This is a genomic window from Streptomyces sp. NPDC111744, assembly GCF_055634995.1.
In genome coordinates this window covers 108,288-120,847 of the sequence record NZ_JBVKCG010000011.1, presented here as the reverse complement: position 1 = coordinate 120,847, position 12,560 = coordinate 108,288, and the positions used below count along the sequence as shown (strand labels likewise).

The following is a 12,560-nucleotide window of genomic DNA, read 5'->3' as shown; positions in this document are numbered from 1 at the left end:
CGCACGACCGCCCGGGGAACTGTCCAGGGGACTGAGGATTGATGGAGGCATGACCGCACCGCTGCACGAGGCCCGCCCTACGGCGACGGGCCGCGCCCTGCCGGACACCCAGCAGGGCATGCGCCGGCGCAACCTCGCGCGCGTGATGCACGCGGTCAGTGACGAGGGTTCGCTGTCGCGGGCCGCGGTCGCCTCGCGCATCGGTCTGACCAGGGCGGCGGTGTCGACCCTGGTGGACGAGCTGATCCGCTGGGGGCTCCTGGAGGAGCTGGGTCCCGAGCGGCCCAGCCGCGTCGGACGGCCGGGTTCCGCGCTCGCGGTGAGCGGGCGCGGGCCGGCCGGTATCGGCGCGGAGGTCGGTGTCGACCATCTCGCCGTGTGCGCGGTGGACCTGCGCGGCGAGATACGCACACGCGCCGTACGGCACGGCACGAACCGGGGCCGGGATCCACGGCCGGTGCTCGAGGACCTGACCGCGCTGGTCCGGCGGGTGGTGGCCGAGGCGGAACAGGACGGTCTGTGGCCTGCCGGTCTCGCGGTCGCCGTCCCCGGTTTGGTGGCCCGTGACGGGCACACGGTCGTCCACGCTCCGAACCTCGACTGGCACGACACCGACCTCGGCGCGCTGCTGCCCGCGGACCTCCCGCTGACGGTCGACAACGAGGCCAACTTCGGTGCCCTGGCGGAGCTGTGGCTCGGTGACGCCACCCCACCGGATTTCCTGCATGTCTCCGCGGAGATCGGTATCGGCGCCGCGGTCGTCGTGGACGGCCAGCTGCTGCGCGGGAAGCGGGGTTTCGCGGGCGAGCTCGGCCATGTGCCGGTCCACCCCGACGGGCCGCGCTGCGCCTGCGGCGGACGCGGGTGCCTGGAGCAGTACGCCGGTGAGGAGGCGGTGCTGCGCGCGGCCGGTCTCGAACCCCGCGAGGACGCGGTGGGCCTGCTCGCGCAGCAGGCGGGCGAGGACCACAAGGGGGTACGGCGCGCCCTGCACGACGCCGGTACGGCCCTGGGCATCGCGCTGACCGGCGCCGTCAACCTCCTCGACCCCGAGTCGGTGGTCCTCGGCGGCGCCCTGGCCGGCCTCGCCCCGTGGCTCCTCCCGTCCCTGATGACCGAACTGGCGGACCGCACCACCGGCCCGGCCTGCCCGGTCACCGTCTCCCGGCTCGGCCCTCAGGGCCCCCTGCTGGGCGCCGCCCACTCGGTGGTCCGTGCCGTACTGGACGATCCGGCGACGGTGGCGGAACGGGTCTGACGGCCGACTGACCAACCGGTCCGAGGGCTGGCTTCCCCACCGGTCCCAGGCCCGTCCGACCAGCGGCTGTCCGCGATCGGCCGGGAGCCCGCGCTTCTTGCCTCGCCCGTTCGGGTGGCAAGGTTTTCCACAACCGCCGCCCCGTCCACGGATCACTCGGCGCCCTTCTGCCCAACCCGCAAGCGCCGTACCGTGATTCACGCGAGGCGGTCCGTGGGACCGATGAGTTCACGCACGTCGGGGGGTGTGTATGGCCGGAGAGGTGACCGCGGAGCTGCGACGGGACGCGGTCGGGTTGCGGGAGGTTCTGTTCCAGAGCATCACGGCGATGGCGCCTGCCGCCGCTGTCGCCGCGTCCATTCCGTCAGGGGCGGCCTTCGCCGGGGGCAGTCTGCCGCTGGCGGTGGTGATCGCTCTGGTGGCCTGCCTGTTCACCGCGTCGTGTGTGGCCGAGCTGGCTCGGGAACTACCGGTGGCGGGCTCCGTGGCCACGTATGCGGCACGGGGACTGCACCCGGCCGTTGGGTTCCTGGTCGGCTGGGGCTATGTGTTCGTGGAGGCGCTGGTACCGCCGTTGCTGCTGCTCCAGCTCGGATTCACCGCGGCGGGCACCCTGCATGACGAGTGGGCCTCGTGGCCGGCGGATCTGTGGTGGCCGTGGTCGCTCGCCGGTGCCGCCGTCATAGCCGTCACCGGGAATCTGGGGGTGCGAGCCTCGGCGTGTTTCGGGACGGTCCTCGGGGTCTTCGAGATCGCGGTCTTCCTTGTCTTCGCCGGGTGGCTGATCGGCAAGGCCGGTTCCCACAACACCCTTTCCGTGTTCGGTACCTCGCACACGGCGGAGGGCTACTTCGTGACGAAGCTGATCGCCCCGGTGTCGTACGCCGGTTCGGTGGTCGGCGTCTGGATGACGGCCGGAGTGGTGGTGCTCCTGGTGTTGATACGCCGTCATCCCGAGCGCATGGCCGAGACAGCGCGTGTCCATCTCGAAGAGGGCGACGGCCGAGCCGGCGCCGTCGACCGGCGGAACGGAGACCTCCTGCGATGACCGACCCCCTCGTCCTGACCGTCCGGCCCGAACCGGGCGAGTACGCGTGGACCTTCGGCGGAGCGCCGCCGGTGGCGCGGATCGCGCCCGGCACGGTGCTCGACCTTTACACGGAGGACTGCTTCGCCGGGCGTGTGCGGTCCGAGAAGGACCTGGTGTCCGAGGTGTGCGAATTCCCTTTCCTCAACCCGCAGACCGGGCCCTTCCACATCGAGGGCGCGGAGCCGGGGGACACCGTCGCCGTGCACTTCGTGTCGATCGAACCGGCGCGGGACTGGGCGGCGTCGACGACGGTCCCCCTGTTCGGCGCGCTCACCTCGACGCACTCCACGGCCGCCCTGCAGCCGCCGCTCCCGGAGAAGGTCTGGATCTGGCAGCTGGACCGGCTCCGGCGCACGGCCCTGTTCCGGGCCCACGAGGGCGACATCGAGCTGGAGCTGCCGCTGGACCCGATGCACGGAACGGTCGGCGTGGCCCCCGCCAACCTGGAAGTCCGCTCGGCCCTGGTGCCGGACGCACACGGCGGGAACATGGACACGCCCGAGATGCGGGCAGGCGTCACCTGTTATCTCGGGGTGAACGTCGAGGGCGCGCTGCTCAGTCTCGGCGACGGGCACGCCCGGCAGGGCGAGGGCGAGACCTGCGGCGTGGCCGTCGAGTGCGCGATGAACACCGTGGTGATCGTCGAACTCCTGAAGGGGCTCGCGACGCCGTGGCCCCGGCTGGAGTCGGACACGCACATCGTCTCGACGGGGTCGGCGCGCCCCCTGGAGGACGCCTTCCGGATATCGCAGCTCGACCTGGTGCAGTGGCTGGTGCGCGACTATGGGTTCGCCGAAATGGACGCCTACCAGTACGCCACTCAGACGGTGGAATCGCCGTTGGCCAACGTGTGCGACACCAACTACACGTGTGTGGCCAAGCTCCGCAAGGAGTGGTTGCCCGCGCGCGAGACTTACCGCGGACTGCACGCGCGGCTGCGCGAGTCGGCCTCGGCCCTGCGCCGCTGACCACGCCTCCCCCATGCTTCAGGCACGCTTCCGAAAGGCACCTCATCCATGGACCGGGCACGACCGCTCCCCAGCAGGCGACTGCTCCTGAAGGGTGCGGCCCTCGCCGCCCTCCCGTACGCGCTGCTCCCCGAGAGCCGCGCCGGCGCGCAGACCGGAGTCGTCGACTATCCGAAGGCCGAGTGGCAGGCGGCGAGCGGTGAGAACCGCACGTCGGCCCAGCGTCCCGACGAGTACGACATCGACCGGGTGATCATCCATGTCACACAGCAGTCTTACACCGGCACGCTGTCCATCTTCCAGAACCCGAAGAAGCGGGTTTCCGCGCACTATCTGGTGCGTTCGGCCGACGGCCATGTGGCGCAGTGCGTCCGGGAGTCGGATGTCGCCTGGCACGCGGGGAACTGGGACTACAACACACGCAGCATCGGCATCGAGCACGAGGGTTGGGTGGACAAGCCGGAGTACTTCACCGACGCCCTGTATGCGGAGTCGGCGCGGCTGACGGCGTCGATCTGCGACAGATACGGCATCCCGAAGGACCGCGCCCACATCATCGGCCATGTCGAGGTGCCGGGGACCGACCACACCGATCCGGGCACGCACTGGGACTGGGTCCGCTACATGAGACTGGTCGGCCTGTCCTCGGAGTGAGGGCAAGTGAGAGCGGTCGAAACGGTTGTCGGCGCGGACACCCCGAGTGACGATGTCCCCAGCCGCATCGCCGTCCGGGGAGGCCGAGTTGACCGATCCGTGGGTGGCCCTGGAGCCGGGGGCCGACCCTGCCGAGCGCGTCCGGGTGCTGCGCCGGGCGCATGAGACGTTCACCACGGTGGGTACCGTGCCGCGCCCGGTGCGGTCGGTGGTGGCCGAGTCGTGGCGGCGTTCGTCACGGGCCGGGGTGGGACCGGACGGTGCGGCGCGGGTGGAGCTGACGGACGGCGATCTCGGGGCCTATCGGGCGGAGCATCCGCTGGCCAGCGTGATGCCGCTGGTACGTGAGCTGATGGGCACGTTCGCGGCGGACGGCGAGCATCTGCTGGCGGTGTGCGACGCGGACGGCAGACTGCTGTGGGTGGAGGGGGATCCGGCGACCCGGCGCCGGGCGGACCGGATGAACTTCGTGCCGGGCGCGCGCTGGTCGGAGACCGCGGTCGGCACCAACGCGCCGGGTACGGCGGTGGCCGTGGACCGGCCCGTGCAGGTGTTCGCGGCGGAGCACTTCATCCGCCGGGTGCAGCCGTGGACGTGCGCGGCTGCGCCGGTGCACGATCCACGCACCGGACGGGTGCTGGGCGCCGTCGACATCACCGGTGGCGACCGGCTGGCGCATCCGCACAGCCTGGGCTTCGTCCAGGCGGTGGCGCGGGCCGCCGAGTCGCAGCTGGCGCTGCTGGATCCGCCGACGCCCGCCGACGCGGCGCCCGCGCTGACGGCGCTCGGCCGTGACGAGGCCGAACTCCGCCTGGGCGGCCGCCGGATCAGGCTCGGCCGCCGGCACAGCGAGCTGCTGGTGCTGCTGTCGCGCCACCCGGAGGGGCTCACCGGCGACGAGCTGCTGTGCGCGCTCTACGAGAACGAGTCGGTGACACCGGTGACACTGCGGGCCGAACTGACCCGGCTGCGGCGGCTGCTGGGCCCGGGGCTGTTCGCCTCCCGGCCGTACCGGCTGACCGCTCCGGTCGAGTCCGACGCGACCGTCGTCGAGCGGCGGTTGGAGGCGGGGGCGGTGGCGGCGGCCATGACCGCGTACCCGGGTCCGTTGCTGCCCGCTTCGCAGGCGCCCGCGGTCGTACTGCTCAGGCAGCGGCTGACGGACGGTCTGCGGGCCGCGCTGATCGCACACCGTGACCCCGATCTGCTCGCGGACTGGGCGCACGCTCCGTGGGGCGAGGACGACATCGAGGTGTGGCGGGCCCTCGCGGCGGTGCGGCCGACGGCGGTCGTGCGGAGCCGGTTGACCGCGCTGGAGTCCGAGTTGGCCGTGCCCGCGCGCTGACCTGCGGTGCAACGTGGGGGCAACGTCCGCTTCTCTAGCCTGCGCGCCGGAGCTGCCCAACGGCGGGCAGCGCATCTGCGAGGAGGCAGGCCACATGACCCGTTACGCGGCACCCGGCACCGAGGGTGCGATCGTCTCCTATCAGGCGCGCTACGACCACTTCATCGGCGGCGAGTACGTGCCACCGGCCCGGGGGCAGTACTTCGAGAATCCGTCGCCGGTGAACGGACAGCCCTTCACCGAGGTCGCGCGGGGCACCGCCGAGGACGTGGAGCGGGCACTGGACGCGGCGCACGCGGCAGCGCCGGGGTGGGGCCGTACGTCGGTGACGGAGCGTTCCGACATCCTTCTCAAGATCGCCGACCGGATGGAGGCCTACCTCGAACCGCTCGCGGTCGCCGAGAGCTGGGAGAACGGCAAGCCGGTGCGGGAGACGCTGGCCGCGGACATCCCGCTCGCCATCGACCACTTCCGCTACTTCGCGGGGGCGATCCGCGCGCAGGAGGGTTCGCTGGGCGAGATCGACGACGACACAGTGGCGTACCACTTCCATGAGCCGCTCGGGGTCGTGGCCCAGATCATCCCGTGGAACTTCCCGATCCTCATGGCAACGTGGAAACTCGCGCCCGCCCTGGCCGCCGGCAACGCCGTCGTCATCAAGCCGGCCGAACAGACCCCCGCCTCAATCCACTACTGGATGAGTCTGATCGCGGACCTGCTGCCGCCGGGCGTGGTGAACATCGTCAACGGCTTCGGTGTGGAGGCTGGCAAGCCGCTGGCGTCCAGCCCGCGGGTGGCAAAGGTGGCGTTCACCGGGGAGACCACCACCGGGCGGCTGATCATGCAGTACGCCTCGGAGAACATCAAGCCGGTCACCCTGGAACTGGGCGGCAAGTCCCCGAACATCTTCTTCGACGACGTCTGGGCCCACGACGACGACTTCCGCGACAAGGCCCTCGAAGGCTTCACGATGTTCGCGCTCAACCAGGGCGAGGTCTGCACCTGCCCGTCCCGGGCCCTCGTCCAGCGCGGCCACTACGCCGATTTCATGGCGGCGGCGGTCGCCCGCACCCAGCAGATCAAACCAGGCCACCCTCTCGACACCGACACGATGATCGGCGCACAGGCCTCCAACGACCAACTGGAGAAGATCCTCTCCTATCTGGACATCGGCCGGCAGGAGGGCGCGAAGGTTCTCACGGGCGGCGAACGCGTCGAGTACGACGGCGAGTTGAAGGGCGGCTACTACGTCCAGCCGACCGTCTTCGAGGGTGACAACCGTATGAGGATCTTCCAGGAGGAGATCTTCGGCCCGGTGGTGTCGGTGACGTCGTTCGACGACTTCGACGACGCGATCAAGCTCGCCAACGACACGCTGTACGGCCTCGGCGCGGGCGTCTGGACCCGAGACACCAACACCGCGTACCGCGCGGGCCGCGCGATCCAAGCGGGCCGGGTGTGGACGAACTGCTACCACGCGTACCCGGCGCACGCTGCTTTCGGCGGCTACAAGCAGTCCGGGATCGGCCGCGAGAACCACAAGATGATGCTGGAGCACTACCAGCAGACCAAGAACATTCTTTGTTCTTACAGCCCTCAGAAACTTGGCTTCTTCTAGAGCTCAAATGGGTTGCCTGGAGGCACTATTGCCCTCCAGGCAACCCAATACGACAAACACGCTCAGCAACCAATTCAACGCCTTGCGCCACCGTATGACCTCCAGGTGACTTCGTCCCGGTCCAGCCGCGGACCAGAAGTCGACTTTCTATTGGTGATCCGGTTGGTGCTGCGGCGGAGCTTGCGTAGCAGGCGCCAGCCCTTCAGGACGGCCATGGCCTGTTCGCCGAGGCATCGGATTTTGGCGTGGGTGCTGTTGTGCCGTCGCTTCCAGCGCTTGAGCCGACGGCCCCGGAAAGGTACGCGGACATGGCGGCCGGCCCCCTGGTACGCCTTGTCCGCCCAGCACTTCAGCCCTGCCGTTGCGAGCGCGTCGATGATGCCGTATTCGCGCGCGGCGGTCAGGCGTGGGTGGAGCCGGGCAGGGCCCGCGGAAGCCCACAGCAGTCGGCCGAAGGGGTCTGTGATGACCTGGACGTTCATGCCGTGCTTCTTGTGTTTTCCGGAGTGTGCGCCGTGAGGCGCTTGTTGTTTGAGTGGAGGTGAAAGGCCACCACCGCCGCGCTGTCGCAGCAGGGCGGTTGAAGCTGGGGGCAGCCCGATCCGGGAGGTGCCGGGGAGGGCGGGAAGCGGCCCCGACAAAGCCAGGACGTGTCAGTACTGCCAGATGGCGCGGGTTCGGCGAGCGAGACGGAAAGGAGTACGAGAGGAACCGGCGTTTACGCCTCCTCAAGGCACACCAGCTCGAACCTGGCGGATGCGGGCTGGGGGCGATGCGTCCCTGCTGGATATTCGGCTGGCGGGGAACTTCCGGCGTGGTCTATTTCGGTCGCGCGGGAGGCCACAGGGGTGAAGTGCTGCGGGGTAGCTGTGGCGAGGCCGCGGGGGCATAGCCGGGCTCCTCCTCCGTCGATCGAACAACGAGTGAACACGGGAACCGTCCCGGTTCTGCCTCCGACCGTGCTGCCGGTGCGGCCCGGGGGCTGGGCCCACCGTCGGCCGATCGTGCCGGGACGGGGCGGAGCCGTCGTAGTACACCGAGCCGGGGAGAGCCCGGCACATGGGGAAGGGCGGCAGCGGTATCGAGAAGGGAAGGAGACTGCAATGCCGAAAGACGCGCCGTTGAACAGCGGCGCTCCACTGGATGCCCAACTCGGGCCCCGCCAGCGGGTATCGGAGATGCAGGCCAAACTTCACCGTTGGGCGGCGGCTGATGACGGCCGCAGGTTCGACGATCTGTTCAACCTCGTGCACGACCCGGCGACGCTGCTGGTGGCGTTCGAGCGGGTCGCGGGCAACAGGGAAGCCCGAACTCCTGGCGTTGACGGCCTGACAGCTGTCAACGTCGAGCAGGAGGTCGGCGTTCCGGGCTATCTGGAAGATCTGCGGCACCTACTGAAGACGGGTGCATTTCCCAAGCCCGGCGGGAGCGGGAAGGTGCGCAGGCTCGGCATCCCCACCGTGACCGACCGGGTGGTCCAGGCGGCCCTCAAGCTGGTGCTGGAGCCGATCTTGGAGGCCGACTTCAAGCCGGTCTCCTACGGTTTCAGGCCTCTGCGGCGAGCACACGGCGATCGCCGAGATCCACTACTACGGCACCCACGGCTACCGCTGGGTGCTGGACGCGGATATCGAGGCGTGCTACGCCGAATTCATGGGGCGGTCCGCCGCCGTCCCCCCGGACGCGCGGTGGCCGACGACCCGGTCCGCTCTCGGCGTAACTGTGCCATGGCACAAGAGCGACATGTGCGACCCCTTGAACGACGGCAGGGGAGACCGGAGGATCCAGTGATCTTTCGCTCTTCGCCGCGTCTCAGGAGTCTTCCTTGCCCAAGGTTCCCATCCTCCGGCCCGGGCCGATCGCCCTCGCCGTGGCGGCCGCGCTAACACTCGGCGTCGTGCCGGCGACTGCCGCTGTGTCCGCGTACTCCGCCGGTGAGGTGTCGCACAACGACGCCGGACACCAAACCCCCGGCGATGCCGGCACGCACACCGTCACCCTGATCACGGGTGACAAGGTCACCATCGGGACCGCCGCCGACGGCACCGTCGTGCGCTCCTTCCAGGCCGCGAGCGGAGCCACCACCGGCTTCCACCGCGCTGTCGTGGACGGCGCCACCTATGTCTACCCCGACGCCGCCCTGCCGTACGTGAGCGCCGGCGAACTCGACAAGCAGCTCTTCAACGTAACGCGGCTGATCACCGAGGGCTACGACGACGCGCACAGCTCCCGGCTGCCGCTGATCGTGCGCTACACCGGAGCCGCCGCCAAGGCCCGCACCCGGACGAAGATGGCCGGCTCGACCGACGTCCGCCGCCTGGACAGCATCCAGGGCGCGGCCCTCGCGCAGAACCACAAGCAGGCACCGGAGTTCTGGTCCTCGCTCACCGGGGGTTCCGGCGCGGCGGCCCGGTCCGCGAAGCCGTCCTTCGCGGGCGGCGTCGCCAAGGTGTGGCTCGACGGCAAGGTGAAGGCCGACCTGGCCGACTCCACCGCGCAGATCGGCGCGAACAGGGTCTGGGCGGAGGGCGACACCGGCCAGGGCGTGAAGGTCGCGATGCTCGACAGCGGCGCGGATACCGAACACCCGGACCTGGTCGGGCAGGTGTCCGACAGCGCCAGCTTCGTCCCCGGCGAGGACGACATCGCCGACTACAACGGCCACGGCACGCACGTCGCCTCGACCATCGTCGGCACGGGCAGTGCCTCCGACGGCAAGGAGCGGGGTGTCGCCTCCGGCGCCCGGCTGGCCGTCGGAAAGGTGCTCAACTCCGAGGGCAGCGGCCAGGAATCCTGGATCATCGCGGGCATGGAGTGGGCCGCCCGCGACCAGAAGGCCAGGATCATCAGCATGAGCCTGGGCGGCAGCGGTGACAAGACCGACCCGATGAGCCAGGCCGTCGACGAACTCAGCCACGACACGGGCGCGTTGTTCGTGATCGCGGCGGGCAACGGCGGCCCGCACTCCATCAGCAGCCCCGGTGCCGCAGACTCCGCGCTGACCGTCGGCGCCGTCGACTCCACCGACACGCTCGCCGACTTCTCCAGCCAGGGCCCGCGTGACGGCGACGGAGGGCTGAAGCCGGAGATCACCGCACCCGGCGTCGACATCGTCGCGGCGCGCTCGCACTACAAGCGCGGCTCCGGCTACTACACCACGATGAGCGGCACGTCGATGGCGACGCCGCACGTCGCCGGTGCCGCCGCGCTCCTCGCCTCGGAGCACCCCGGCTGGACGGGCACCCAGCTCAAGGAGGCGCTGGTCAGCAGCGCCAAGGCAACCCCGGCGTACACCCCGTACCAGGCGGGCGCCGGCCGGCTCGACGCGCTGGCGGCCGTGCACACCACGGTCTTCGCCACCACGAGCGCCTACTCCGGCTTCTACACGTGGCCGCCGAAGCCGGGGCAGACCGACGTCCAGACGGTGACGTACACCAACGTCGGCGACGCACCGGCCAACCTCAACCTGGCGGTCAACGGCACCGTCCCGGCAGGGTTGTTCAGCCTCTCCGCCGACCACGTCACCGTGCCCGCCCACGGCACCGCCACGGTCACCCTGACGGCGGATCTGGACAAGCTGGGCGGCGACCAGTCGGTCAGCGCCATGATCACCGGTGCGGACGGCAGCGGAGCGGTCCGCGCCCGGACCCTGATCGGCGCGGCCCGCGAGGGCCAGCGGCAGAAGCTGACCGTGGTCGCCAAGGACCGTTCGGGCAAGCCGCTGGAGGGCCGGGTCGTCCTGGCCGCCGAACACCTCTTCACGGTGATGGACCTCGACGCGTCCGGTACCGGCACGGCGCGGCTGCCCGTCGGCAGCTACAGCGGCTGGCTCACCGGTGACGTGCAGGGCGCCGAAGGCCCGCACTCGCGCGGCATGGTGCTGCTCGCCTTCAACGACGTGAAGCTGGACCAGGACCGCACCGTCACCCTGGACGGCCGCAAGGCACGCCGGATCCTGGCGCGCGTGCCGCAGCAGACGACCGCCGTCGCGCCGCGCCTGGACGCCCACCGGTCCTTCACCGACAGCCTGGTGGAGACGTCGATGCTGCCGGACCCGTCGTACGACAGCATCTGGGCGCTCCCGACCGGCAAGAAGGTCACCGACGGCGAGTTCGAGACCGGCGCCCGCTTCCGCCTCGAGCAGCCCGCGCTGACCGTGAGCACGAAGTCGACGACCTTCAACGACCCGCTGGTCAAGCGCGCGGCCACGCCGCTGCCCGCCGGTACCCGGAACCTGACGGCGGTCTTCGCCGGTGACGGCACGGCCGAGGAGCTCGCGCGGCAGAACGTGCGCGGCAAGGCCGTCGTGGTGCGCGGCGCCGGCACGGAAGGGATCAAGGCCCAGGCGGAGGCCGCCGCGGCCGCCGGCGCCCGGCTGCTGCTGGTCGTCAACGACGGCGTCGGCCGCCTGCAGCCCTGGGACGAGAACCCCTGGAGCCCGGAGAGCCCGGCCCCGGTGACGGTGGCGACGCTCAACGCCGACCAGGGCGCCGACCTGCTCGGCCAACTCCGGCACGGCGCGGTCTCGCTGAAGGTCACCTCACACCCCACGACCGACTACGTCTACGACGTCGTGCACCACTGGACGGGCGCCGTTCCGGCGGACCCGACCTGGCGTGAGGAGTCCAAGGACCTCGGCCGGGTGAACGTCTCCTTCCGGAACTACCGGCAGGGCAAGGCGATGGAGTTCCGTCCGGACGTCTGGCGCGGCTGGGCCGTCGGCAACCAGCTCACCGCGCCCGCCCAGGGCGAGCGCACCGACTGGGTCACCGCCGGCACCACGTGGCTTGACGACGCCTTCATCCAGGGCGAGACCGGGCAGCACTCGATCGACCCGCTGAACTACCCGGCGCGCAAGACCGGCAAGGTCAGCTGGTTCGGCCCGATCCAGCGGCCCCGCATGGGCCCGATCAACTACCAGCCGGTGCGCTACCTCGACACGATGTACATCACCGCCCCCGGCTGGGGTGACTCGGGGTCCGGCCACGTCGGCGAGGCCGGCGCGAACTTCGACGTCAAGGACTGGATGTCGCTCTACCAGGGCGACCAGCAGCTCGACTGGGGCAACGCCGAGTACCTGCAGGTTCCCGGCCTCGGCGCCGAGCGCCTGCCCTACCGGCTGGTCCTCGACAACGACCGCGGCACCTGGGCAAACCCGTACTCGACGCACACGCTGACCGAGTGGGACTTCACCTCCGCGGTCACCGGCAGCGATGCGGCGGTGCCCCTGCCGCTCATCCAGCTCGACTACGGCGTGGACACCGACAAGTCCGGCCGTGCCGACCGGCACGCCGGCCTGACGGTGACCGCCTCGCACCTGCCGGGCAGCACCGCCGCCATCGGGAAGCCGACCGTCGAGGTGTCGTACGACGACGGTGCGACCTGGCAGCGGACCGACCTGAGCCGGTGCGACGACGGATGGCGGACGAACCTGCGCGCGCCGCGGTCCGCCGACTTCGTCACCCTCCGGGTCGGCGCCCGGGACAGCGCGGGCAACACGGTCTCGCAGACGATCACCCGGGCCTTCGGCCTGCGCTGACGTCACACCCCGGGAGGTCACCAAACAGCACCGCGTGGGTGGGACCGCAGCCGGCGGCCCCGCCCACGCGGCTTTCCCAGGTGTCAGA

General features: G+C 70.6%; 7 protein-coding genes and 1 pseudogene. 7 read left to right on the top strand and 1 reads right to left on the bottom strand.

All coding sequences use genetic code 11. The features are described 5' to 3' along the window. Nucleotides 1-49: 49 nt before the first annotated feature. The 6 genes from ACZ7OO_RS24440 to exaC all read left to right on the top strand — a co-directional run bounded on the left by ACZ7OO_RS24440 (nt 50) and on the right by exaC (nt 6,933). Nucleotides 50-1,258, top strand: a complete 1,209-nt coding sequence (locus ACZ7OO_RS24440; RefSeq protein ID WP_471507599.1) for an ROK family protein — start codon at nt 50-52, stop codon at nt 1,256-1,258. Between the two features lie 250 nt (nt 1,259-1,508). Next, nucleotides 1,509-2,306, top strand: a complete 798-nt coding sequence (locus ACZ7OO_RS24435) for an amino acid permease (RefSeq protein ID WP_471507597.1) — start codon at nt 1,509-1,511, stop codon at nt 2,304-2,306. Next, nucleotides 2,303-3,316: an acetamidase/formamidase family protein gene (locus ACZ7OO_RS24430; RefSeq protein ID WP_471507595.1), complete on the top strand. Its 1,014-nt coding sequence runs from the start codon at nt 2,303-2,305 to the stop codon at nt 3,314-3,316. Before ACZ7OO_RS24435 ends, ACZ7OO_RS24430 begins: the two co-directional genes overlap by 4 nt. 48 nt (nt 3,317-3,364) lie before the next feature. Next, nucleotides 3,365-3,970, top strand: coding sequence for an N-acetylmuramoyl-L-alanine amidase (locus ACZ7OO_RS24425; protein WP_471507593.1), 606 nt, complete (start codon nt 3,365-3,367; stop codon nt 3,968-3,970). Between the two features lie 52 nt (nt 3,971-4,022). Beyond that, nucleotides 4,023-5,315, top strand: coding sequence for a GAF domain-containing protein (locus ACZ7OO_RS24420; protein ID WP_471507591.1), 1,293 nt, complete (start codon nt 4,023-4,025; stop codon nt 5,313-5,315). 94 nt (nt 5,316-5,409) lie between these two features. Then, entirely contained in the window at nt 5,410-6,933 is a 1,524-nt protein-coding gene (gene exaC / locus ACZ7OO_RS24415; protein ID WP_471507589.1) for an acetaldehyde dehydrogenase ExaC, read from the top strand. Between the two features lie 74 nt (nt 6,934-7,007). On the opposite strand, the pseudogene ACZ7OO_RS24410 reads toward exaC, so the two are convergent. After that, nucleotides 7,008-7,487 (bottom strand): annotated as a pseudogene (locus ACZ7OO_RS24410) (transposase family protein); the annotation flags it as partial. Between the two features lie 1,271 nt (nt 7,488-8,758). Here ACZ7OO_RS24410 and ACZ7OO_RS24405 point away from each other — a divergent pair. After that, the gene (locus tag ACZ7OO_RS24405) at nt 8,759-12,472 is read left to right on the top strand and encodes a S8 family peptidase (RefSeq protein WP_471507587.1); all 3,714 of its coding nucleotides are present in this window, start codon (nt 8,759-8,761) and stop codon (nt 12,470-12,472) included. Nucleotides 12,473-12,560 lie beyond the last annotated feature (88 nt).

Excerpts from the sequence above, each read along its gene's own strand:
- ACZ7OO_RS24440 (WP_471507599.1), top strand. The coding sequence starts at position 50 with ATGACCGCACCGCTGCACGAGGCCCGCCCTACGGCGACGGGCCGCGCC.
- ACZ7OO_RS24435 (WP_471507597.1), top strand. The coding sequence starts at position 1,509 with ATGGCCGGAGAGGTGACCGCGGAGCTGCGACGGGACGCGGTCGGGTTG.
- ACZ7OO_RS24430 (WP_471507595.1), top strand. The coding sequence starts at position 2,303 with ATGACCGACCCCCTCGTCCTGACCGTCCGGCCCGAACCGGGCGAGTAC.
- ACZ7OO_RS24425 (WP_471507593.1), top strand. The coding sequence starts at position 3,365 with ATGGACCGGGCACGACCGCTCCCCAGCAGGCGACTGCTCCTGAAGGGT.
- ACZ7OO_RS24420 (WP_471507591.1), top strand. The coding sequence starts at position 4,023 with ATGTCCCCAGCCGCATCGCCGTCCGGGGAGGCCGAGTTGACCGATCCG.
- exaC (WP_471507589.1), top strand. The coding sequence starts at position 5,410 with ATGACCCGTTACGCGGCACCCGGCACCGAGGGTGCGATCGTCTCCTAT.